This is a genomic window from Pseudomonas cerasi (assembly GCF_027983475.1).
Taxonomy (GTDB): Bacteria; Pseudomonadota; Gammaproteobacteria; order Pseudomonadales; family Pseudomonadaceae; genus Aquipseudomonas; species Aquipseudomonas cerasi.
This window is the reverse complement of the sequence record NZ_JAQJVM010000001.1, coordinates 755,230-778,546: the sequence shown is the minus strand read 5'-3', so window position 1 is coordinate 778,546 and position 23,317 is coordinate 755,230. Positions and strand designations below refer to the sequence as shown.

The following is a 23,317-nucleotide window of genomic DNA, read 5'->3' as shown; positions in this document are numbered from 1 at the left end:
GCCCTGAAAGGTCTTATTGTTGGGTGGTATCGGCGCCCGTCGGCGAGGTGAGGCGAACGCCGCCCTGCCCGACCAGAATCAGATTGCCTTGAGAATTGCCAGTGACCCCGGCCAGCGAGATGCGATCAGGTCGATTGAAGACCGCGAATGTTTCACCGTCGTCGGTGCTGCGCATGACACTGCCGCCATTGCCGACCAGCACCAGCGAGCCATCGGCCAGCAGCGTGGCACTTGCCAGCCCGAACTCGATCGGCCCGCGCGCACCCTTCAGTTCGACGGGCTGCCAGCTGTCACCAAAATCGCTGGAGCGAAACAGATTGCCGCGCAGACCATAGGCCAGCAGCGTGGACGGCTGTGCCGTGCCGATCACACCGAATAACGAGCCTTGATACGGGCCGTCGATTTTCTCCCAGGTCTGCCCCTCGTCGCGGGAGCGAAACATGCTGCCCGCTTCGCCGACGATGAACAGGCCGGCGTCCTTGACCTGAGTGATGCCGTTCAAGTGGTACTGGTCTTCGTTGTCCAGCCGGTCGCTGACATCTTCCCAGTGCTGCCCGCCATCGGCCGTGCTCAGCAGCAGGCCGTAGGCACCGATGGCCAAACCGTTGTCGAGATCCTTGAACCAGACATCCAGCAGCGGAGCCTCGCGCTTCAAGTCCTCGAACTGCTTGCTCCAGCTCTTGCCGCCATCGCTGCTGGCCAGTACCTGCGCGTCGTGACCGACCGTCCAACCGTGCTGTTCATCCACAAAAAACACGGCCGTCAACAACTGCCGGGTAGGCACACGAGCCTGACTCCAGGTCTTGCCCTGATCATCGGAAAGCAGAATATGCCCATGGTCACCCACCGCGACCAGCCGCGCTCCCGCATGGGCGACGTCCAGCAACAGCGTGCGTGAGGCTTTGGCCGACTCGATGGCATAAACAGGAGCGTCTGCAGCAACGGCAGTGGATACCGGCTCGGACCCGGCCGTGGCTGGCAGCGCAAACAGGGATGACGCAACGACAGCCAGGGACATGCCCGCGCATAACCAGGTGCGACGATGGAAGGACTCACGCATGGACTTTTCCGCTCTTATTATTATCAGGTGGCTGTTATCGGGTGCGGGTGCCGGACAACTCGTATCGATGTCGACGCCCGCAGCGCTATGGCGTTACCTGTCTGGAAGCTCAGCCATCCTAGGCAGCTTTGCAAATGCCTGACAATCGACATGTCGTTATCTTTTGTTAAGCGTGTTGAATGTGATTGATGAAACATAACGACGGTTGATCGGGCAGATTGACCAGACGCCGGTCAGCGAATGCTTCTGCGCCGCAAGGCCGCTGGTTTGAAGGCGTTCACGCTGGGCGCCGGTTGAGAGAAATCACTGGTGCCAGGCTCTTGATTGTCGAGGTTCTGTACGTGATAACGCCGGGCCTGCAGGTCATGGAAGACGTCCAGAGCAGACCAGGTCGTCGGCAGTTCGTAGTAGTTCTTCAGGTACGCCATGGAGACGCGCCACAACTGCCCCCGGGCATCGTACTGATCGACGATTGCGGCCTGCCAACTGTCCTCGTCCAGGTACAGCGTGCGTCTTGAGTAGACATGACGCGCGGTCGGTTTGAGCGTGCCCTCCACCACCCATACACGATGTAGTTCATGGCGCGTATAGGCCGGGTTGAGATGACCCACCTGCAATAATTGCCGATAGGTAATGTCGGGGCTGGAAATGCGGTAGTTGTTGTAGGGAATATAAATCTCGCGTTTGCCCAGTAACCTCCAGTCGTAACGATCCGGCGAGCCATTGAACATGTCGGTGTCGTCAGCCGTGCGCAAGCCTTCAGAGGCCGGGATCGGCATGTCGTAAGCCAGACTCGGCGCGCGGCGTACCCGACGTTGCCGCGCACTGTAGGTCCACGCCTGCCGCGGCTCCTGTATCTGGTCCAGTGTTTCATGGACCAGCACGGCAGAACCGGCCATACGCGTGGGACACTGGGTAAACGACAGGTAATAGAACAGCACGTTATCCAGACTGGCAAAGCTGCCCGCAGGATCATAGAAGCGAAACAGCACTTCCTGACGCGACGTGTTCAGCTTGAAACTGCCGTCGCGCTGTATCGCAACTTCCGAAGTACGTCGCACCGCATAATGGCCGCGATACCGGGCAATGTGGTTCCACACGGCCTGAATGCCCTTTTCCGGAAGCGGAAATGGAATGCCGCCGTAGGCATCGACAAAACCATTGCCACCGCCGATCAATCGGGCTTTCTGCGCATTGCGGCGGGTGTTGTCGTACACCCATTGCGGCGCCGATCCGGAACGTCGCGTGGGGTATACCGGCATCCGGTAGCTGTCGGGGTAGGTTTCGAACATCGCCACCTGCCCAGGCGTCAGGCGCGTGCGATAGTGCTGCATATTGGCGTGAGTGATGGTGAACAGGGGCTTGTCAGCGGTATACGGGTCGACATGCCGAGTGCCCGAGCCCTTGTATCCGGGCGGGGGCCGGGTGATTCCGCCCGTCCAGGGCGGAATGGTCCCCGTGGCATTACCTGCCATCTCGCCTCCCAGCGGGGTCAAACGACTCCCGAGCAACGTGGTATCGACTGCCTGGCAGGTGTTGATCGCGAACAGCAGCGTCAGCGCGCCGCCCAGCAGTTGTTTCATGAGCATGTGGGCTCTCCTTGCATGGCCACGTCGGGACGCATGTATGGCGTCCTGGCCTGTAATAGTTCTGCTATAAACAGCGTTTTGTCGGGGCGACACCGGTTATTGACGCGCGGCCAATAAACAGTTGTTTGACAGGCAGACCGAGTGACCCACGTATTCTTCCCGCGAACAGTTTGTCTATCGGATATACGTCCGTAGGAAACTTCACAAAATAAAAAAGAATGAACAACACGCTGTTAAACATTCATGAAGCAGGCACCCGGAATGGCCCACAGTAATGCAACGTGAATGCCAACAGGCAATAAAGAACAGATCACAACTTATATAAGGTACAGATCTGAAACGACGTGCTCCCGCGTTATGACCAGAATTAAAAACAACGACACCGCCTGTTTGATTGTCAGACAGCATACTAACAAGGCCGCTCGTTATGGCGGCTTATTGGCGGGTATATGAACGTGTGGTAACAAAAAAGAGTGTTACGTGCTTCAAGCCAGTAACACCGGGTGACGACAGGCAGCGCTCAGTCGATAACCACGTGTGGCAGGAAGCGGCTGGTGTCCTTGGTGATCAGGCTGTCGTCTTCACGAATACCGATCCCTGACGCAAGATCGCCGATGATCCAGGAGCCGATCAGCGTGTAGCTGTCGCCAAATCGCGGAAGCGGCGAGTACGCCTGCAGAATGTAGGGCGCATCGGTATAAGGCCCATCGACCGAGATGACCTGATCGCCGGGCGTACGCATTTCAATATTGGCACCCTCACGGGAAAAGTAGGGTTTGCGTACCCAGCCTTTGGGGACCGCTTTGCTCGGCTCGTGGTCGACATGCGCAGGCAGCAGGTTCGGATGACCTTCGTTGAACTGCCACAAAAACGGCAAAATCCCCTTGTTGCTGAGAATCGCCTTCCACGCGGGTTCGACAAACTGAGTGCCGCTGGCTGACACGTGCTGGCCGAATTCCTCGTGAAAGATATGCTCCCACGCGTGCAGTTTGAACAAGCGCTCGATCCAGCGCCCGTCCAGATCGACAAAACGCCCATCAGCGCCGAGGCCGATGTCTTCGATATCGATATGCCTCGCATCGATGCCGACGTGTGCTGCCATACGCCGCAGGAAATCGGTAGTGCCCCGGTCTTCGATGGAACCGGACATCGCCGAAAAGTAGAACGGACTCGTGCCGGAAAACTCGGCAAAGGCCCGAACCAGATCCTCAGCAATCGAGTTGAACTGGGTGGCATGCGCAGGCAACACGCCGCGCGCCATCTGCTCTTCCAGCCAGAGCAGTTGCACCGCCCCGGCTTCCATCAGACTGGTCGGCGTATCGGCATTGATTTCGTACATCTTTGCCGGGCCTGTACCGTCGTAGGCAAAATCGAAGCGCCCGTACAGATGCGGGTGTCCCTCCTTCCACGAGGTCTGGATCAGGTCGAAGAACGCTTCCGGAATCGCCAGTTGATGGAGCAGCGCTTCGCTGTCCACCACGCGCGCCACGGCGTCCATGCACAGCTGGTGAAGTTCCTGGGTGGGCGCTTCAAGATCGCGGGTAATCTGCTGTTCGCTGAACAGGTAATACCCGCGCTCGTCCCAGTAACGCTCGCCGTCGATAGTGTGAAAGTTGAAGCCTTCACGTTCGGCGGTCGTGCGCCAGTCCGGACGTTCCTCGATGCTGATCTTTTTCATGCCGCGAACCGTCAGCCTCCGAAACTGCTGCTGCCACTGCTGCTCTTGCCGCCCCAGCCACTGCGTGCCGAAGCCTGGCTGCCGAAGCCGCCGCGCGAGATGGTCGATGACACCGAAGACGAGCCGGACCCAGAGCTGCCCAGATTGCGCCCCAGGGTGCTCCTGCCGTAGCTGCGATCCGGGCTGGATTGCGCCTGGGTGGAACGGCCGAAGGTCTTGCCGCGATCGATCTGACTGGGCAGCGACGAGCTGTAATAGCCGCCTCGATCATCGCGCGTCTGGTAGATGGGCTGCGAGTAATAGCGGTTATTGCCGAAGCCGTTGCTGAGCAGATTGCCGATCAGCAGCCCGGCCATCAGCCCGGTGGTGCCACTCATGCCTGCCGGAGCAGACTGGTTGACTTCCTGATTGGCACGGTCCAGTGCCTCTTTCGGCACTTGCCCGGAAAAGCCCAGTTCGAAGCCGCCGAGCTTGGGCATGTACTTGCCGTCAGAGGTGACCTGGCAATAATCCGGTACGAAGTCCGCGTCGCAGGACGCCTTGTCATCATAGGTCGGCGCAATGCGGCGATGATCGGACAGCGCCTGCATGTAGGCATCCGAACAGATATTCACCGGCACCTTGGCATCGACGCATTCCTGCACCGAACTGAAGTTGGCCTTGGCGTTGACGGTGTCCTTTTTCTCGGACGGGCCACACCCGGCAAGGGCCAGCGGCAGTGCACCGGCGAGTACCAGTTTTACTGAACTACGTCTCATCGTGAGTCTCCTTGTTCAAGGCTGCCGTCAGACCGACGGGGTCATGCAGGCGGCATTGAGAAGACCGACGCTGATCGCGACGCTGGCCGAATAGATGGCTGCTGCCATTTCGCCCTTGGCGATGCGTGTCGACAGGCCCTTGAGCACCAGACTGGTAACGCCGAACGCCAGCAGCTGCACAATGGCGGCAATCACCACCCAGACGATCACGTCCAGAATGCTGATGCTGTAGCTGATGATGTTACTGGCCGGCAGCGCGAAACCGATCAGCGAACCACCCAACGCCAGCGCGGCGGCACTGTTGTTCTCGCGAATCAGCGCAAACTCCTTGTGTGGGGTGATCCGGCTGTAGATGAACTGGAACAGCGCGAACAGGATGACCGCCACCAGAATGTACAGGACGAAGCCAAACACGGCCGTGGCATTGAGCGACATACGCAGCGCGTCGATCATGAGGATTTCCTTGTCAAAGAACGTTGATATCAGTGGATTGCAGCGTTATGCCGACCGCCGTGGTGAGCGTGATGCTGCCCTCCTCGTCTTCCTCTACGGAAAACAGCAGAAATTCACGGCGGTTGATCAGTCCCGTTTCGCGGGCGTACAGCATGCTCAGGTGCTTGACACGATAAGTCGCGTCGGGACTGACAATGTCTTCATCGAGCGGCGTCAGCTCGGTCTGGCCAGGGGAAGTCCCCCATTGCCGCTCGAAGACCTCGCCATCGTGCTCGTAGGTCGGCAGGCCGATCTTCGATGATGGCCCGGTCAGGCGCAGCAATTCATCCTTGCTGGTGATCGGCTCGGCGCTGTAGTAGCCGAACAGGATGATGTCCTGCACGTCCTCCGGATTGGGGCCGTCGCTGACCACTTGCAGAAAATAGTCCTCGTTATCGAGGTAAAAACGATGCAGTGCCATGGACTGGCCGAGATCAATATGCCCTACGGACCAGACCTTTTCATCGCCCGGAACGACCACTTCCGAGTGACCGTCGAGCAACAGCTTCAGTGAACTGTCCAGGCACAGCATGCGTCCGGACGCCAGCCCCAGCGGACTGACCGTGCTGACCGGTTGTACGCCGTCCCGGCCTGATGCCTTGGGGGCTTCCAGGCCCATGGCCCGTTTGAACCAACTCATAATCCATTTCCTTGCAGTGACGGGTGACGATATATAACGCTCTTCAAGCGCAACAGGCGCACTGCCGCCGCGCATTAGACTGGCTCACTTCTGCGCCAGCAATGCCCTGGAATGCATCAGCCAGGCCACACAAACGCCCGCAACTGCACCGGCGATATGTGATTCGAACGACACGCCGGCCACCGGAACGAAGCCGAATACCAACCCGCTGTAAGCGGCCAGCACCAGCAGCGCGATCAGCACGCTGGCGATACTGCGCTGATACCACGCACGCGCCAGCAGATAAGCCCACAAACCAAAAATCAGACCGCTTGCGCCGACATGGATATTGCTGCGACCGAAGCTCCAGACCAGCAGCCCGCCCAGCAGGCACATCAGCCCGGCGACCCATGCATAACGCCTGACACCCTCGGTCGCCACCAGCCAGCTCAGCACAATGAACGGCAACAGATTGCTGAGCAAGTGCTGAATCGACCCGTGCAGAAAGGGCGCAAACACAATGCCGCGCAACCCGATGAAGCTGCGCGGCATGATACCGAAATGGACCAGACTGTTGTCGGTGACCGAGTTGATTGCCTGTACCGCAATCAACACGGCCGAGAGGACGAGGATGACCTTGAGTCGTCGGGAAAACGCCATGCACTACCCTCGTCCACCTTGTTGCAGCGCTTACTGAGCCGGCGTCTGACTTTTGGCTTTCAGGCGCGCCAGTACATCCTGCGCACCGCCGCTTTTGGCGCCGATCCCGGCATCCTGCAGACGACGTTCCAGATCGCTGCCGCTGGACTGGCTGGCCAGTTCTTCAGCCGCTTCGAGCTTGGCATCCTGTTCGTCCTGACGCTGCTTGAGACGTGCCAGCGAACCCACTGCGGTTTCCACGGCGCCGCTGGCACCGCCGGTTGCGGTGGCCGTTGCAACGCGAGCCTTTTGCACGGTTTCACGGGCCTTGGCCATCTCGACCTGCTGCTTGAGGCTCTTGATTCGCGACTCGGCCTTGATCACCTGATCCTGCAGCAGGTTGACCTGCTTGCTGAACTGATCGGCCAGCTCCTGCTCCTGATCACGCAGGGCTTCGATTTCGGCAATCTTGTTTGCACATTCGACAGCCAGCGCTTCTTCACCCTTATCGAGGGCCTGCAGGGCGCGACCTTCCCAGTTGGCGATGCTGGTGGCGTGTTCTTCAAGACGCTGCGCCGAGAGTTTGTGCTTGGCCTTGATGGTGATCAGCCCGTCGCGGGCCTTGACCAGCGCGTTCTCGGCGTCACGGATTTCCTGGTCCAGAATGCGGATGGCATTGGCGTCGGCAATCGACTCGCCCACTTCGGAAGCGCCGCCACGAACAGCGGTCACCAGTTTTTTCCAGATACTTGTAGTCATGAATGTTCTCCGCCTGACAGCGCTGTTCAGTAGATGAAATGATCTTCAAAAGCATCGGCCGCACGGATCACGTTGTCCGCGAGTGTGAGGATTTCCTGCACGATTACAGTGAGCGAAGAGGCCGCGCTCAGTGCACCGAACAGGCAGTAGACTTCCTGACCGCCGCCCAGCTTTTCGATGCCGACCGACGACAGCGGAAACAGGTCGCGGCTGCGCAGGACAACGTCGTTGAACGCTTGCACGTTCTTGATCTTGTTCACTTCGATCAAGGTCGCATCGGCGAGAATCTGCTCGCCTTCCACGGCGATGTAGATCGGCAGGTCGCCGTAGTCGGCCATGGTCAGCCTGATTCCCGAAGCATCGCCCTCGGTCACATCGAGCTCGATCTTGCCGTTCGTCACCAGTTCCAGTTCGCTGAGTGCCTTCTGCAGAGAGCTGATGGTCCAGTGGGTATTCTCGGTCATGAAGTCCTCCAGTTTTATTCTGTCGCCCAGAAAGGGCTGTCTTAAAGCTTTTTCGATCCCCCGCAAGGCATCGACATTTTCCGGCCGGATCCAGAATTCGCGCTTCACCAGCCCCGCCTCCTTGAGCCGCAGGCGCATTTCACGCATGTAATCAGTGGAGCTCTTGGACACCTTGGCCGGGACCGTTGCGTTATCGCCCTGGGTTTTACGAGGCATTGGCGCTTCCCCTTGCTGCTGGCCGTGAATCAGGTAAGCAACGTATCAGATGTTTCTGAAGATAGATACGCATCACATGTGAGATTTTCAGGAGTGAATTCTTATCGTCGTTACACAACACGAGATGAATTCTGAAAACCGGATGGCTGAAACGCTGGTAACTGGATAAACGCCAGTCTCTGCAGGAGCGGGCTTGCTCGCGAAGGTGCCAGTACAATCCACGGACAGAGGCGTTGCAACCATCGCCTTCGCGAGCAAGCTCGCTCCCACGAGATGGGCGCATTGCGATGAGCGCTTTGAGCATTGGCACACAAATCAAAAAAGGCGCTGTCCGCATCAGCAGACAGCGCCTTTATCACCCACGCAGTTCAGGCAATAGGCACAGCACAAACCCTTATTCAGCCAGGCTTTTGCTCACCACTTCATACACGTCCGCCGACAGTTTGCCGGAGGCGAGGATGCGCTCCAGCTCGGCCTTCATCAGCGCCTGACGGGCGCTGTCGTATTTGCGCCAGCGGGTCAGTGGTGCCAATTGACGAGAAGCGATCTGCGGGTTCAGCGCGTTCAGCTCGATCACGAGGTCCGCCAGGAAGCGGTAGCCGGAGCCATCAGCCGCGTGGAAGTTGACCAGGTTCTGCCCGGCGAAGGCACCGATCAGGGCACGCACCTTGTTCGGGTTCTTGATGCTGAAGGCCGGGTGTTTCATCAATTCCTGCACACGCTGCAGGCCGCCTGGCAGCGTGCTCGCCGCCTGGACGCTGAACCACTGATCCATGACCAGAGCATTGCTCTTGAAGTTCTCGGCAAACACCGCGAGCGCCTTGTCGCGCTCGGCAGTGAACGGTGAATTGACCAGCACGGCCAGCGCAGTCAGGCGCTCGGTCATGTTGTCGCTGGTATCGAACTGATCAATGGTGGCTGCCAGCACCTCCGGCTTGCCGCTCAGCATCAGGTACGACAGCGCGATATTCTGCAGGGCACGACGGGCAAAGTGCGCGGCTTCGGCCACATAAGGCGTGACCTTCGACACTTCACGGTTGGCCTGATAGCGCGCCAGCAGCCCATCGAACAGCCCCTCTGCCAGTTGCTGACGGGCAAACTCGCGAGCAGCGTGAATGGCATCAACGTCGGCCACTTCACTGATTTCGGTCAGATAAGCTTCGCCCGGCAACGAGAGCATTTCCGCGACCATCGCCTGATCCAGGTCATCATCCGCCAGCACGGTACCCAGTGCAGTGATCAGACGCTGATCCATGACCAGTTTTTGGCCTTGCTGATGCTGGCCGATCAGTTCCTGCAATATCTGAACCGACAACTGCTGACCGGCATCCCAGCGATTGAAACCATCGCTGTCGTGCTGCATCAGGAACATCAGTTGGTCGCGGTCATACGGGAAGCTCAGCTTGACCGGCGCTGAGAAGCCGCGCAGCAGCGAAGGCAGCGGCTTTTCCGCGACGTCGACGAAGGTGAAGGTCTGCTCGGCTTCAGTAACCGACAACACTCGTGAGGTGCCGGTCGCCGCCGTTTCGTTCGCCAGACGCAGGGCAATTTCGCCACCCTTGCTGTCTAGCAGCCCCAGTTCAACCGGGATCACGAAAGGTTGCTTCTGATCGCCAGGCTGGCCTGGTGTGGTCGGGCAGCTCTGACGGAAGGTCAGGCTGTAGGTTTTGGCCGCAGCATCGTACGACTCGCTGACCGCCAGACGCGGCGTGCCCGCCTGGCTGTACCAGCGCTTGAACTGGGTCAGGTCGACGCCATTGGCGTCTTCCATGGCCTTGATGAAGTCGTCACAGGTCACGGCCTGGCCATCGTGGCGTTCGAAATACAGATCGCTGCCCTTGCGGAAGCCTTCAGCACCCAGCAGGGTGTGAAGCATGCCGACCACTTCCGAACCCTTCTCGTACACGGTCAGGGTGTAGAAGTTGGAGATTTCGATGAAGCTGTCCGGACGCACGGCGTGCGCCATCGGGCCTGCGTCCTCGGCGAACTGGTGAGTACGCAGGTAGGCAACGTCCTGGATACGCTTGACCGTAGCCGAGTTCATGTCGGCCGAGAAACCGGCGTCGCGGTACACCGTGAAGCCTTCCTTGAGCGACAGCTGGAACCAGTCACGGCAGGTCACGCGATTGCCCGACCAGTTGTGGAAGTATTCGTGGGCGACAATCGCTTCGACACGCTGGTGTGCGGCATCGGTCGCCGTCTCGGCACGCGCCAGCACGGCACTGGAGTTGAAGATGTTGAGGCCCTTGTTCTCCATCGCGCCCATGTTGAAGTCGTTGACCGCGACAATCATGAAGATGTCCAGATCGTACTCGCGACCGTAGGTCTCTTCGTCCCAACGCATGGACTTCTTCAGGCTGGTCATGGCGTGCTGGCACTTGTCGATGTTTTCCGGCTCGACGTAGATACGCAGGGTCACATTCCGCTCATTCATGGTGGTGAACGTGTCTTCGATACACCACAGATCACCGGCCACCAGCGCGAACAAGTAGGCCGGTTTCATGAACGGGTCTTCCCAGGTCGCCCAGTGCCGACCACCCTCTTCTTCGCCGCTGGCCACCGGGTTGCCGTTGGACAGCAGGATCGGGAAGCCCTGCTTGTCGGCGCTGACGGTGGTGGTGAACTTGCTCATCACGTCAGGACGGTCGAGGTAATAGGTGATCTTGCGGAAGCCTTCGGCCTCGCACTGGGTGCAGAACATGCCGCTGGACTTGTACAGCCCTTCCAGCGCGGTGTTGGATTCCGGATGGATGCGCACGGTGCTGTCGACCGTAAAGCTTTCAGCCTGTGGGTGCAGGGTCAGGTGATCGTCGGTCAACTGATAATCCGCAGCGCTCAGCTCGACATCGCTCAGTTTGACCGAGACCAGTTCCAGATGCTGACCATCCAGCACCAGCGGCGGCAGGCCTGCGCCACGCTCGGGGTTGCGGCGCATAACCAGTTGCGCGTGAACCAGCGAGTGGTCGTCGAACAGTTCGAAGGTCAGGTTCGTCTCATCGATGAGGTACTCGGGAGCCTGGTAATCCTTCAGGTAGATCATTTTCGGTTGTTCGGTGCGCATGCTGGAATCCTTCTACTGATGCACGGCCAGCTGATAGGCCGTGTACTTGCGAATATTGATCACGCCGGTGTCGAAAATCAGGTATTGGCCCTTGATCCCCAGCAGCGTGCCTTCGGCAATCGGGTTCTTGTCCAGATTGAAGCTGACAATCTTGGTCGGATACGCCTCGACCGGGTAACGAAACTCGACAGGCTCGGCGTCATGTAACAATTGGATGGCCTGCAGCCCGAATCGTTCTTGCAATCCCAGCAGCCCTGCGCCGCAACTGTCGAACAGCTCCTGGCGAATGGCCTTGAGGTCGACGGGTTGAGCGTCACCCTTGAGCAAGGCACGCCAGTTGGTACGATCGGCCACCTGGCTGCGCAGCAGGTCTTCGACGAAGCCGGACTGTTGGCGGGTTGCTACGCGCAGGATCGGCAGAGCCTGGCTTGCACCCTGGTCCAGCCAGCGGGTCGGCAACTGCGTTGAGCGGGTAATACCGACCTTCACGCCTGACGAATTGGCCAGGTAAACGATGTGATCGGTCATGCAGAACTGCTCGCCCCACGCCGGATCACGGCAGGTGCCCTGGTCGTGATGGCATTTTTCCGGGCTCATGATGCACAGGTCGCACTGCGCCAGCTTGAGCATGCACGGGTAGCAGTAACCCTGGCTGTAGCTGGACTTGGTCTTGCGCCCGCAATGACTGCAATGAATGGCGCCGAGAAACTCCAGACGCAGCGTCTTGCCGATCAGCGGGTTGACTGCTATCTCGGTGTCGCCCAGGCGAAAAGCGTATTGCACACACGACGTGTCATCCTGACGCGCCGACATTTTGTTGACTGCTCCGCGACCAATTTCGATCAATGAATAGCATCCGATTTGAACAGGATATTGGGCACCGGGGCCGATTTCGAGGCGCATTCCTGCGGCCCCATGTAGCCCGTACGCTGGTCTTCCGGCAGGTTCTGCGCTTCCCAGGCGATCAGCGCCTGCAGGGACAGTTCACGCTGCTCTTGAGTGAGCCTGCGACCGTCGGACCATTTGCCGATTTCCACAGCCAGTTTCAGGCTCTCGTAGATATCCGGGGTGATGTTTTCGATCATTTCTATAAAAGACGACATGGCGCACTCCAGAAAATAGCGGGTAATTCTAGGCCTTGCGGCGTGCAATCGCACCACCCAGCAGCCCGGTGACACAACCGATGATCAGCCCGCCGACATGCGCACCGTTGGCGATCTCGCCGAAGCCGAGCATGCTCACCAGCCCGGACAGGCACAGCGCCAGCCAGACCAGCATCATGATCAACACCCCGCGTGGCAGGCGATAGACCGGGTTGGGCGCCAGCATCTGGAAAATCCAGCAATGCCCGAGCAGGCCATACAGCACGCCGGACAATCCGCCAAACAGGCTTGGGCCGCTGAACAGGTACTGCACGTAATTTGAGACCGACGAGAACAGCAAGGTCAGCAACAGCAACGACAGGCTGCCCTGACGAATTTCAATCCGCCGCCCCAGCTCCCAGAACCACATGCCGTTCATGGCCAGGTGCAGGATGCCGAAGTGGATCAGCATGGGCGAGATGATGCGCCACCACTGCCCGGACGCGAGGCTTTCGGACAATGGCAGAAACGTTGCGTACTCGCCATTGATGCGGAAATCCTGAAAGGTCAGCCAGCGGACGGCCTCAAGGTTATCGCCCAGCAGCGTCAAGCCGGCCACCAGCAAGGTGACCAGCAACACCAGCGCCGTCACCGGACTGCTGCGTAACTGCTCGATCAGGCCGGGCGGCTTGTAGGTGGAGTTCACGGTGTCTTGCGCCAGTTGAACGTGCTCGTCGCCTTCGGGGAAGCGCGTGTACAACTCGCGCACTTCTTCGACCAGTCGCGGCGCGTCCGGCACCCACAGGACTTGCTCGCCAGCCTCTTCACTGACTCGGTGAGGAATCTGCAAGCGCAGCAACAACCTGATAAAACCGCTCAGGTCGGTGCTCAGCGGCAAGCGCAGGACAGCTACAGGACTCATTCTCAAACCTCGGGACGCTGCACATCTACCCAGACGAATTTGTCCGGATCGATTTGTGTTTCCTGGTCCAGCCGATAGGCGACCAGTTTGCCGTAGAGCACGGCGCTGTAATCCAGACAGGCCAGGTTAGGCCGGATGGGCGCAGGGATGCCGCTGCGCCAGTAATGACCGACAAACAGCAGCGGCTCATTGATGCCATACCGCAGCAACGCGTTTTTTTCCGATGTGGACAGCGGCGTCTTGGCAACCCCTTCGGGCAAGGCGTCCGGCTGAAAGACCACGTCGCCATAGGTTTGCGGATCATCCTCCCAGAATTTGGTGCGGAAGAATTCGCGGGTCAGTCCATCACCGCCAGTCAGGGTCAGGCCGTGCGGCAGACGCATGTCGGTGCCACGCAGCAGACGATTGAAGACATTACTGGCGAAGCTGCCGGGTACTGCCGATGCCTGGACGAAATGCTTGTCGATACACCCCGTACCATGCAGGCCACGCAGCGGATCGATCAGGGTCGCATCCCAGCAGGCATGCACGACCCTGAAGCGACCGGCATCGAGGTACAGCGGTAACTCGTAGAACCAATTGACGAACTCGCTCCACTCATCCGGATACTGCTCGAACTGCGCCAGGGTCTCGCCGATCAGCCGCGCATGACGCGGGGTGTGCTCGCGCACGAACTGGTGACCGCTTTCGGACAGGGCCGGCGTCACCCAGCCCAGCGCGTTGAACTCGTGGTTGCCCATGATGCACAACGCCTGACCGGCCTGAACCATGTCGCGAACAATGTGCAGCGATTCGCGAATGCGCGGGCCGCGGTCGATGATGTCGCCGAGGAAGATGACGATGCGCTCGGGATGGCGCCAAACGCCAGCCTGCAGACGGTAACCGAGAAGCTCCAGCAAGTGCTCGAGGGTATGGGCACACCCGTGCACGTCACCGATCAGATCATAGCCACGCGCCGGATCGAGCATTAATCGCCCCCGCCGCCGAGCTTGCTGCCCCAGCCGAGCTTGGTGCGGCAGACCTCGTAATAATTGTGATCCAACGGATGGATCAGACGCAGTTTCTGCGGTTTCTTGCTGACCGTAATGGTGTCACCCGGTGCACAGGTGAAGTGATTCTGACCGTCGCACGACACTTGTGGGTAAATGGTCATGTCCTTGGACACCACGATTTTCAGCTCGCTGTTGCCGTCGACCACGATGGGCCGCCCGGACAGGGTATGCGGGTACATCGGCACGATGACGATGGCGTCGAGCTTGGGGTGCATGATCGGCCCGCCCGCAGACAGCGCGTAGGCCGTCGATCCGGTCGGCGTGGCGACGATCAGGCCGTCGGCCTTCTGACTGCACACGAACTGACCGTCGATGTAGATCTCGAATTCGATCATGCGCGTGGACTTGCCGGGGTGCAGCACCACGTCGTTGAGCGCATCGCCCTGACCGATGGCCTCGCCGTGGCGACGCACTTCGGCCTGGAGCAGAAAGCGGTTTTCAACCAGGTAATGCCCGTCGAGCACTTCGGCACATTTGACCTCCAGCTCGTCGGGACGGATGTCGGTCAGAAAGCCCAGGCTGCCACGGTTGATGCCCAGCACCGGAACGTTATGCCGGGCCAGCGCCCGCGCTGCGCCCAGCAGGCTGCCGTCGCCGCCGACCACAATGACCATGTCGCAGACCTCGCCGAGCATCTTGCGCGATGAGGTCTGCAGGCCATGACCGGGCAGGACCTCGGCGATTGTCTCTTCGAGAATGACGTGCAGGTGGCGGTCCAGCAGGAATCTCTTGAGTCGGCGAACGGTCTCGAGCACCTGAACACTGCCCAGGCGACCGATGATGCCGATATTGCGAAATTGCTCCATGAGGCTCCTGCTGCGGGTTCGATACGACTTTAAAAACGTGATTATGGGCGAAAGGGCCTGACAGCAGCAAACCGGGGTTTAAAAAGGGTTTCGCGGACCTTGCAACAGGGTATGGGCAGCACGCTAAAGTCCGATGCCTGCCTACCGTGTCAGAGCGCGGGTTTTATCGCATTCCACACTGACGCCGCCCGCTCGATGGCCGCCTATCTGCGCACCTCGCCAGAATGCCCGGTCCTTGCCGCCCCGCTTGGCCTGATACAAATTGATGTCGGCAGTCTTGAGCACTTCCGAGCTGTCCACTGCCGCTGGGATGTCGGCCAGCCCGGCACTGCAGGTCAGCGGGCTGACAGCGAGTGATTTTCTGATGCAATCCAGCAGGTTCAGCACATATTCCCGAGCTTCATCTTCACTGCACATTGGCAGGATCACGCCGAACTCCTCTCCGCCCATGCGTCCGAAGGCGAGACTGCCCACAGTCTTTTGCAGGCAGCCAGCCATCACGCGAAGTGCCTGATCACCGGCGTCGTGGCCAAATTGATCATTGATGGTTTTGAAGTCATCAATATCGAGCATCAGAAAATAACCCGCGGAGTTATTCAGCACATGTTTATCCAGTGCCTGCATCAGTGCCCGGCGATTCAATATGGCGGTCAGGTCATCGGTCAGCGACAGTTCGCGAAACTGATGTTCCAGACTCAATACCGTACGAAGTGTGCGCGTGTAAGTGTGATTCATCACACTGCCCAGACTGACCGACGTGATAAAGAACAGTGTCATGAACAGAGTCGCGACACTGTCCGTGTCCAGTCCTTGAGCGGGAGAGAGAATACACCAGGCGAGTACCGCGACCAGAAGATAATCCCGCGTATACACCACTAACAATGTCGAACACAGGATAATCATCACGGCGACCGAGAGTGACCAGTTGATGTCCATCCCGGTGCGCAAATGGCCCGCCCTTGAAAAGCACAGTGCCACAATGATCACGAATGTCATGCCCATACATCGCCAGACTCTGAAGTCGACAGCGCGGTATTGCCAGGCGCACGCCCCCAGCAGGCCAAGGGTCAGCAGCATTTCCGGCAGACCGAATTGCAGATACGGCGTGACCGACAGAACAACCAGCCAACAAACGATGGCAATACATTGCACACGGGCAATGGCGGGTGAGAGCAGTTGTTTTATCCGGGCCTGCATATCACCGTTCATAGAAAACTCCAGGCATCCGATTTGCCGAGTCGAATATCCGCCGCATGAAGACTGCCTATATTAGGCAGCCCACGAGTCGACCGACTGATTGAATGACGTTCACCACCAGGTGACCACAATTGAGACAGACCGGCCAATGAACATCATTGAGCAGTGCCTGAATTGTTTGACGCAAACAATATACTGGATATGAATGACAGTTTGCACAAAGAGAAGGCCACTGATAGTTTTCGATAACCTTTCTTTATTCGATGATCATCCTGTCGCACGTCGTACGTCATGTGTTGTCTGCGAAGCAAAAAATACCCGTGCGCACCGGCCGCTTGCCGAACACGCTGTCTGTCGGCGGCGACTCACGCTATTCTCGGCGCATGACTCTATTCCCCGGCCTGATCGATCTCCCCCGCCGATTGCGGCATTCCGAAGTGCGCGACCTTGCCTGGGTGATCCTCGCCCCGCCCATGCTTGAAACCGCACCCTGGCCGCAACGCCATCCACTGGCGGGCAGCGACTGGGTGAAAGCCCCACAGCAGCTGGCGGATTTTCTCTGGCAACTGGACCACGACAGCCGTCCGCTGGAAGACTGGCTGGCGCAAGCCAGCACACGAAGACTGGGCCGCTATTACGAACGGCTCTGGCAATTCGCCGTGCAGCATGCACCGGGGGTGGAAATAATCGCCGCCAACCTGCCCATCAGGCTTGGCAATCAGACGCTGGGCGAATTGGACATACTGTTGCGGGATGGTGAAGGCGTGCACCACGTCGAACTGGCGATCAAGCTCTACCTCGGGCCGCAGGACGGCGATGGCCGCGATCCGGCGCACTGGCTGGGGCCTGGCTGTCAGGACCGGCTGGACCGCAAGCTGACCCATCTGAGCCAGCATCAGTTGCCAATGTCCGCACGTCCGGAAAGCCGGGCGACGCTGGCAGCGCTGGGGGTCGAAGCGTTCAATGCACAGTTGTGGCTGGGCGGCTACCTGTTGTACCCGTGGCCAGGCTCATGCCAATCCCCTGCCGGCGTTCACCCGCAGCACCTCAAGGGTCGCTGGCTGCATCAGCGTGACTGGCAGTCGTTCCTGGCGCAAAGCCAGCCGGGACGCTGGCAGCCCTTGCCGCGCCATGCCTGGCTGGCGCCGGCACTCTACAACCAGGCGTGGAGCGATCAGCAGTTGCACGACTGGCTGAATGAGCTCGACCCGCTGGCCCCGGCGCAGCTATTGGTGCGCCTGAGGGAAAATGCAGAGGGCAATTGGGAGGAAGCCGAGCGGCTGTTTCTGGTGTCGGACCTGTGGCCGAATCTGGCCCAGGTTGTGTAAAAACGTCACGAGCGAAGGCAAGACAAGGCAAAGACAGGCGAAAACGGCCGGGGTCGCGACCGACTCTAGGTGTTCCAAATGAGCATTTTTCGCCTGTTTTTAACGCAGTAGTGCCAAGCGCAGTAGTTTTTACACAGCCTGGGCCGACACCCGTCATCCGCTCAACTCAACCGCAATGCCAGCGCAGCCAGTGTGACCAGCAGCACAGGCACGGTCAGCACGATGCCGACCTTGAAGTAATAGCCCCAGCTGATAGTGATGCCCTTGCGCTCCAGGACATGCAGCCAGAGCAGCGTGGCCAGGCTGCCTATAGGAGTGATTTTCGGGCCGAGGTCGCTGCCGATCACGTTGGCGTAGATCATCGCTTCCTGGATGGCGCCGCTGGCATGACTTGCGTCGATGGACAACAGCCCGATGAGTACCGTGGGCATGTTGTTCATGATCGAAGACAGGAACGCGGTCATCACACCGGTGCCCATCGCCGCGCCCCAGATACCATAGCCCGCGAACCAATCCAGCAGATTGGCCAGGTAATCGGTCAGCCCGGCGTTACGCAGGCCATAGACCACCAGGTACATACCCAGCGAAAAGACCACGATGTGCCACGGTGCTTCTTTCATCACCTTGCGCGTCTTGATCGTATGCCCTTTGGCGGCGATGCCCAGCAGCAACACTGCGCACACCGACGAGATCGCACTGATCGGGATGCCCAGCGGCTCAAGGGCGAAACAGCCCACCAGCAGAATCAGCAACACCGCCCAACCGGCCAGAAACGTGGCGCGGTCGTGGATAGCCGTTTCCGGCTTGTCCAGATGCTCGGGCTCGAACTCGGCGGGAATGTCCCGACGAAAGTACCACATCAGCACAGCCAGGGTGGCGGCGACACTGGCCAGATTCACCGGCACCATGACCGCTGCGTAACGGTTGAAACCGATCTTGAAGTAATCCGCCGACACAATGTTCACCAGGTTCGAGACCACCAGCGGCAGGCTGGCCGTATCGGCGATGAAACCGGCCGCCATGACGAACGCCAGCGTCGAGGCAGGCGAAAAGCGCAACGCCAGCATCATGGCAATGACGATCGGGGTGAGGATCAGCACGGCACCATCGTTGGCGAACAAAGCCGACACCAGCGCGCCGAACAGCACGAACAAGGCAAACAGACGGCGTCCGTTGCCCTTGCCCCAGCGCGCCACATGCAGCGCTGCCCAGGCAAAGAAACCGGCTTCATCGAGCAGCAGCGTGATGATGATCAGCGAAATGAAGGTCGCCGTGGCATTCCAGATGATGCCCCACACCACAGCGATGTCACTGAAATGCACGACGCCTGTCAGCAACGCCAGGATTGCCCCCAGTACGGCACTCCAGCCTACGCCCAGGCCCTTGGGTTGCCAGATGACCAGCGTGATGGTGAACAGGAAAATCAGCGTTGCTATCAGCATTATTTGGTCCGAGGCAGAAGAATCGCGAGGATGCCGAGCAGCGGCAGGTAGGAGCACAGCGTGTAGACGAACAGGATGCCGTGGCTGTCGGCCAGATAGCCAAGCAAGGCAGCGCCGATGCCGCCGAAGCCGAACATCAGGCCGAAGAACAGCCCGGCAATCATGCCCACGTTGCCAGGCACCAGCTCCTGGGCGTAGACCACGATGGCGGAAAACGCCGAGGCCAGTACAAAGCCAATGATCACACTGAGTACGCTGGTCCAGAACAGATCGGCGTAGGGCAGCGCCAGGGTGAACGGCGCAGCGCCAAGAATCGAGAACCAGATCACCGCCTTGCGGCCAATGCGGTCACCGATCGGCCCACCGAAAAAGGTCCCTGCCGCCACGGCGCCCAGAAACAGGAACAGGTGCAACTGCGAGCTGGCGACCGACAGGTCAAATTTCTCGATCAGGTAGAAGGTGAAATAGCTGGTCAGGCTGGTCATGTAGAAGAACTTGGAAAACACCAGAAACGCCAGCACTGCCAAGGAGGCAATCACACGCTTTCTGGACAGACCATGAGTCGCGGCCTGACCGGCCTTGAGCTTGAACAGATTGAGGTGCGCGCGATACCAGCGGCTGATTGCGTACAGCAGCCCCAGCGAGAACAACGCAAACAGCCCGATCCAGGCGACATTGCCCTGGCCGAACGGGATGATGATCGCCGCTGCCAGCAACGGTCCGAACGCCGTGCCCGTGTTGCCACCGACCTGAAAGGTCGATTGCGCAAGCCCGTAGCGACCACCGGAGGCCAGTCGCGCGATACGCGAGGCCTCCGGGTGGAACGTCGAAGAGCCGATGCCGATCAATGCAGCGGCCAGCAGGATCAAGGGGAAGCTGCCGACCACCGACATCATCACGATGCCGATCAGCGTGCAGATCGATCCGACGGGCAGTACCAGCGGGTTGGGATGGCGGTCAGTGTAATAACCGACCCAGGGCTGCAGCAGCGAGGCGGTGATCTGAAAGGTCAGGGTAATCAGGCCGATCTGGGTGAAGCTCAGGTCGTAGCTGGCCTTGAGCATGGGGTAGATCGACGGAAGGATGGCTTGAATCAGGTCATTGACCAGGTGCGCGAGGGCGACGGCACCGATGATGCGCATCACCAGCGGGCTGGCTTGGGAGGTGGTCGAGGCCTTCGCCGTCGCGGGCGGAGCACTGGTCGCCATGGTATTTATCCGTAAAAGGGTTCGCGGGTCGCCCGGTACGGATGATTACAAGATGTGTCACGCGTATCGGGGCGCGCCAATGTGCCATTTTTCGGGGCGACTGTGCCACGTTTTGTTGCGTTTTCGCTGACGGAAATACCTTTCGTGACGCTCCGCGTCACACAGCGGCCCTGTGACATCAGGCGGATTGAAGTTCGACTCGGATTCTCGTTCCCACGCTCCGCGTGGTAATGCAGTTCGTGACGCTCTGCGTCACACGGCGGTTCTGTGATGTCAGGAGAGGATTGGTGTTTGGCTCAGGTCACCTTTGCGCCCTTACGGCGCCTTACTTTGAGGGGCCAAAGCAAGCAAAGTCCCAGCTCCGTTTCCGGCCCGACTTCGTCGGGTTCCTTCGCTGTTGAAAAGCGCTTGCGGCAGAGGCTGCGGGTTTTAACGCACCACTCCCGCACTCAGGCAATTGACCCCACCACCGGCTCCTCACCTGCAACAGGTACATCATGCAGCGAGATTTTCGAGGTTTCCGGCAGGGCCATGCCGCCGGCCATTGCCAGCGCTGCAACTGCGATGAGGTAGAACGCGGGCGACAGGTTGCTGCCGGTCATGCTGATCAGCCAGGTGGCCATCAGCGGCGCGGTGCCGCCGAACAGGGTGTAGGCCATGTTGTAGGTGATCGCCGAGGCGGTGTAGCGGGTACGGGTGGGAAAGGTTTCCGACAGCAGTGCGGCCGTTACCACGCCGCACAGCACTACGCCCACGGCGAGCAGCATGACGCCGATGATTGAGGCGATGAACGAGCCGGAGCTGGCCATCAGGAATGATGGAAACACCACGATCATCAACAGAATACAGGCCGTTGCCATCGTGACCCGGCGCCCTACTCGATCCGAATAGGCACCGGCCAGTGGGCAGAGGGCGGCGGCGAAGGCCAGAGCGATCAACGAGACCAGCAGCGCCGTTGCCCTGCTCAACCCACCGGCCACTTGCAGGTAGGTCGCGAAATAGGTGGTGAACATGTAGAAAGACAACGCCGTCAACGACACGAATGCGCCCAGACAGCACATCGCCGCCGCGTGATGGCGCAAGGTGTCCTTGAGTGGCGAATGGGCAACGGCGTGTTCTTGAGCGACCGCCTGAAACGCCGGGGTTTCATCGAGCTTCCAGCGCAGGTACAGCCCGACCAGCCCCAGCGGTGCAGCAATCAGAAACGGCAGACGCCAGCCCCAGTTACCCATCGCCTCGGTCGACAAAAATGACTCCAGCGCGTAGGCCACCACTGCCGCAGCAGCGAATGCGGAGAACGTCGAGACCGGAACGAAACTGCCGTACCAGGCACGTTGCGTGCGCGGGGCGTGCTCCATGAGGTAAGCACAGGCGCCGGCATACTCCCCGCCGGCCGAAAAACCCTGCGCGCAGCGAATGATGGTCAGCAGCACCGGCGCCATCACACCGATCGCGGCATAGGTCGGTAACAGGCCGATCAGTGTGGTGGCACCGGCCATCAGCAGGATGGTCATCGCCAGGGTTTTCTTGCGCCCGATCCGGTCACCCAGCATGCCGAAGAAAATCCCGCCCAGCGGTCGGAAGGCGAAGGCCACGGCGAACACGGCAAAGGTTTTCAGCAACGCCGCACTGCTGTCGCCGCTGGGGAAGAACTGCAGCGCAATCGTCGTTGCCAGAAAGCCATACACAGCAAAATCGAACCACTCGACAAAGTTGCCGATGGCCGCAGCGACGATAACTTTTTTCAGCGTGGCAGGATCGACTTGCTCTACGGTAGGAGTTGTCATGACTGGCCTCGACGTCTTGATCTGGAATGGATCGATTATCGAGACAGCGACCCGGATGCCCCTCTCCAGAAGTGTCATCCACGTAGTCAGGGCCGACGTCTCGCCATCGAACTGCGCAGAATTCGTGCCAAAGGCTCTGCCACGTGGTTTACAGGCCCATCGCGCGCCGCCCCTGAAGGCCGCCGGTGTGGACGAAGACCATGCGGGTGCCGGGCGCGAAACGACCGGCCAGCACCTCATCATGCAGGGTCAGCAATGCCTTGCCGGTGTACAGTGGTTCCAGGGGTATGCCGCTCTGAGCCTCGCTGGCGGCAATGAAATCGAGCAGCGCCGCGTCGGTTCTGGCAAAACCGCCGCGGCTGGCATTGAGCAGAACACAGTTGGGAGGCAGGCACGTACTGACGTCGGCCTGCGCACCAGCCGCCTCACTCAGCACCGCGATAATGTTTTGCGCGACCCCGTGATCCTCGGGCACAGCCATCGCCCCATACACCGGACGAACGCCCGCCTCTGCCAACAGCAAGCCGGCCAGCGTGGTACCGGTGCCTGCCGCCAGCCACCATCCGTGGTAATCGCCCCAACCCAGATGCCCGAGTTGCTCTTCGACCATTGCCCGCAATCGACCGCAACCCAGAGCACCAGCAAGCCCGCCACCGCCTTCGGCAATCGGATAAAGACCGGGATAGCGGGACTGCCAGGTCGACCAGAAGCCAGCAGCATGCCGCTCACGATAGCCGGCGTAACCCAGCCAGTGCAGTTGCATATTGAAAGCCTGCAGATCGAGCACCGTCGGCGTCTGCTGGGCATGACCACGTAGCAGGCCGACCGTCGGGAAACCGAAGCGCTTGCCTGCTGCGGCCAGGGCATGCAAATGATTGGAGTGCGCTCCGCCGATGCTGATCAGCCCCTCGGCACCCGAGTCCACAGCCAGGCTCAGGTGCTCGCTGAGCTTGAACCATTTGTTGCCGCTGATCAGCGCGTCGATAAGGTCCAGGCGCAGAATCGCAACCTCGACCCCGGCGTCTTGCAGCCAGGGCAGGTTCAAGCGTTCCAAGGGGGCAGTGGGTTGCCAGCCGAGGGCGTCAAGCATCATGCGCCGCAGTCTACAGACAAGCCGTTTCAGGGTCTTCGTCGATCAGCAGGCTGCGGCGCGAAGCC

21 protein-coding genes are annotated in these 23,317 nt (G+C 59.7%); 1 reads left to right on the top strand and 20 read right to left on the bottom strand.

Annotated elements, in window-relative coordinates:
* Positions 1-13: 13 nt before the first annotated feature.
* The 16 genes from PI739_RS03605 to PI739_RS03530 all read right to left on the bottom strand — a co-directional run bounded on the left by PI739_RS03605 (position 14) and on the right by PI739_RS03530 (position 16,406).
* Positions 14-1,060: a YCF48-related protein gene (locus PI739_RS03605; protein ID WP_054081177.1), complete on the bottom strand. Its 1,047-nt coding sequence runs from the start codon at positions 1,058-1,060 to the stop codon at positions 14-16.
* Positions 1,061-1,293: 233 nt separating this feature from the next.
* The gene (locus tag PI739_RS03600) at positions 1,294-2,649 is read right to left on the bottom strand and encodes a DUF1329 domain-containing protein (RefSeq protein ID WP_054081178.1); all 1,356 of its coding nucleotides are present in this window, start codon (positions 2,647-2,649) and stop codon (positions 1,294-1,296) included.
* Positions 2,650-3,169: 520 nt separating this feature from the next.
* Complete coding sequence (locus PI739_RS03595; RefSeq protein WP_054081179.1) at positions 3,170-4,327, bottom strand: glutathionylspermidine synthase family protein; 1,158 nt, start codon at positions 4,325-4,327, stop codon at positions 3,170-3,172.
* Between the two features lie 11 nt (positions 4,328-4,338).
* Positions 4,339-5,085 (bottom strand): DUF1190 domain-containing protein, encoded by a 747-nt coding sequence (locus PI739_RS03590; protein WP_004414143.1) that lies wholly within the window; start codon positions 5,083-5,085, stop codon positions 4,339-4,341.
* 27 nt (positions 5,086-5,112) lie between these two features.
* A complete protein-coding gene (locus PI739_RS03585) occupies positions 5,113-5,538 on the bottom strand; it encodes a DUF350 domain-containing protein (protein ID WP_003368477.1) in 426 nt (141 codons plus the stop codon).
* 13 nt (positions 5,539-5,551) lie between these two features.
* Positions 5,552-6,217, bottom strand: a complete 666-nt coding sequence (locus PI739_RS03580) for a DUF2491 family protein (RefSeq protein WP_003368476.1) — start codon at positions 6,215-6,217, stop codon at positions 5,552-5,554.
* Between the two features lie 84 nt (positions 6,218-6,301).
* Complete coding sequence (locus PI739_RS03575) at positions 6,302-6,856, bottom strand: rhomboid family intramembrane serine protease (protein WP_054081180.1); 555 nt, start codon at positions 6,854-6,856, stop codon at positions 6,302-6,304.
* Between the two features lie 30 nt (positions 6,857-6,886).
* Entirely contained in the window at positions 6,887-7,594 is a 708-nt protein-coding gene (locus PI739_RS03570; RefSeq protein ID WP_054081181.1) for a PspA/IM30 family protein, read from the bottom strand.
* 26 nt (positions 7,595-7,620) lie between these two features.
* Positions 7,621-8,274 (bottom strand): YjfI family protein, encoded by a 654-nt coding sequence (locus PI739_RS03565; protein ID WP_003368473.1) that lies wholly within the window; start codon positions 8,272-8,274, stop codon positions 7,621-7,623.
* A gap of 394 nt (positions 8,275-8,668) precedes the next feature.
* Positions 8,669-11,335 (bottom strand): aminopeptidase N, encoded by a 2,667-nt coding sequence (gene pepN / locus PI739_RS03560; RefSeq protein WP_054081182.1) that lies wholly within the window; start codon positions 11,333-11,335, stop codon positions 8,669-8,671.
* A gap of 12 nt (positions 11,336-11,347) precedes the next feature.
* Complete coding sequence (locus PI739_RS03555) at positions 11,348-12,181, bottom strand: DUF2797 domain-containing protein (protein WP_004414155.1); 834 nt, start codon at positions 12,179-12,181, stop codon at positions 11,348-11,350.
* Positions 12,178-12,438 (bottom strand): YeaC family protein, encoded by a 261-nt coding sequence (locus PI739_RS03550; protein WP_054081183.1) that lies wholly within the window; start codon positions 12,436-12,438, stop codon positions 12,178-12,180. The genes PI739_RS03555 and PI739_RS03550 overlap by 4 nt, the downstream gene beginning before the upstream one ends.
* Positions 12,439-12,466: 28 nt before the next feature.
* A complete protein-coding gene (locus PI739_RS03545) occupies positions 12,467-13,339 on the bottom strand; it encodes a rhomboid family intramembrane serine protease (protein ID WP_044308661.1) in 873 nt (290 codons plus the stop codon).
* A gap of 2 nt (positions 13,340-13,341) precedes the next feature.
* Positions 13,342-14,307 carry a metallophosphoesterase gene (locus PI739_RS03540; RefSeq protein ID WP_003409653.1) on the bottom strand — a complete coding sequence of 322 codons (966 nt, stop codon included), beginning with the start codon at positions 14,305-14,307 and terminating at the stop codon, positions 13,342-13,344.
* Positions 14,307-15,197, bottom strand: a complete 891-nt coding sequence (locus PI739_RS03535) for an NAD(+) kinase (RefSeq protein WP_003409651.1) — start codon at positions 15,195-15,197, stop codon at positions 14,307-14,309. The genes PI739_RS03540 and PI739_RS03535 overlap by 1 nt, the downstream gene beginning before the upstream one ends.
* A gap of 141 nt (positions 15,198-15,338) precedes the next feature.
* Positions 15,339-16,406 (bottom strand): GGDEF domain-containing protein, encoded by a 1,068-nt coding sequence (locus PI739_RS03530; protein ID WP_046719742.1) that lies wholly within the window; start codon positions 16,404-16,406, stop codon positions 15,339-15,341.
* A 371-nt stretch (positions 16,407-16,777) separates the two neighbouring features.
* On the opposite strand from PI739_RS03530, the gene PI739_RS03525 reads away from it, so the two are divergent.
* Entirely contained in the window at positions 16,778-17,722 is a 945-nt protein-coding gene (locus PI739_RS03525; protein ID WP_054081195.1) for a DUF1853 family protein, read from the top strand.
* Between the two features lie 161 nt (positions 17,723-17,883).
* Here PI739_RS03525 and PI739_RS03520 read toward each other — a convergent pair whose 3' ends face one another.
* The 4 genes from PI739_RS03520 to PI739_RS03505 form a co-directional block, all read right to left on the bottom strand.
* A complete protein-coding gene (locus PI739_RS03520) occupies positions 17,884-19,164 on the bottom strand; it encodes an arsenic transporter (RefSeq protein ID WP_044308663.1) in 1,281 nt (426 codons plus the stop codon).
* Positions 19,164-20,372 carry an MFS transporter gene (locus tag PI739_RS03515; protein WP_054081184.1) on the bottom strand — a complete coding sequence of 403 codons (1,209 nt, stop codon included), beginning with the start codon at positions 20,370-20,372 and terminating at the stop codon, positions 19,164-19,166. Before PI739_RS03515 ends, PI739_RS03520 begins: the two co-directional genes overlap by 1 nt.
* Positions 20,373-20,821: 449 nt before the next feature.
* Positions 20,822-22,159, bottom strand: a complete 1,338-nt coding sequence (locus tag PI739_RS03510; protein WP_054081185.1) for an MFS transporter — start codon at positions 22,157-22,159, stop codon at positions 20,822-20,824.
* Positions 22,160-22,307: 148 nt separating this feature from the next.
* The gene (locus tag PI739_RS03505) at positions 22,308-23,252 is read right to left on the bottom strand and encodes a 1-aminocyclopropane-1-carboxylate deaminase/D-cysteine desulfhydrase (protein WP_054081186.1); all 945 of its coding nucleotides are present in this window, start codon (positions 23,250-23,252) and stop codon (positions 22,308-22,310) included.
* Positions 23,253-23,317: the final 65 nt, after the last annotated feature.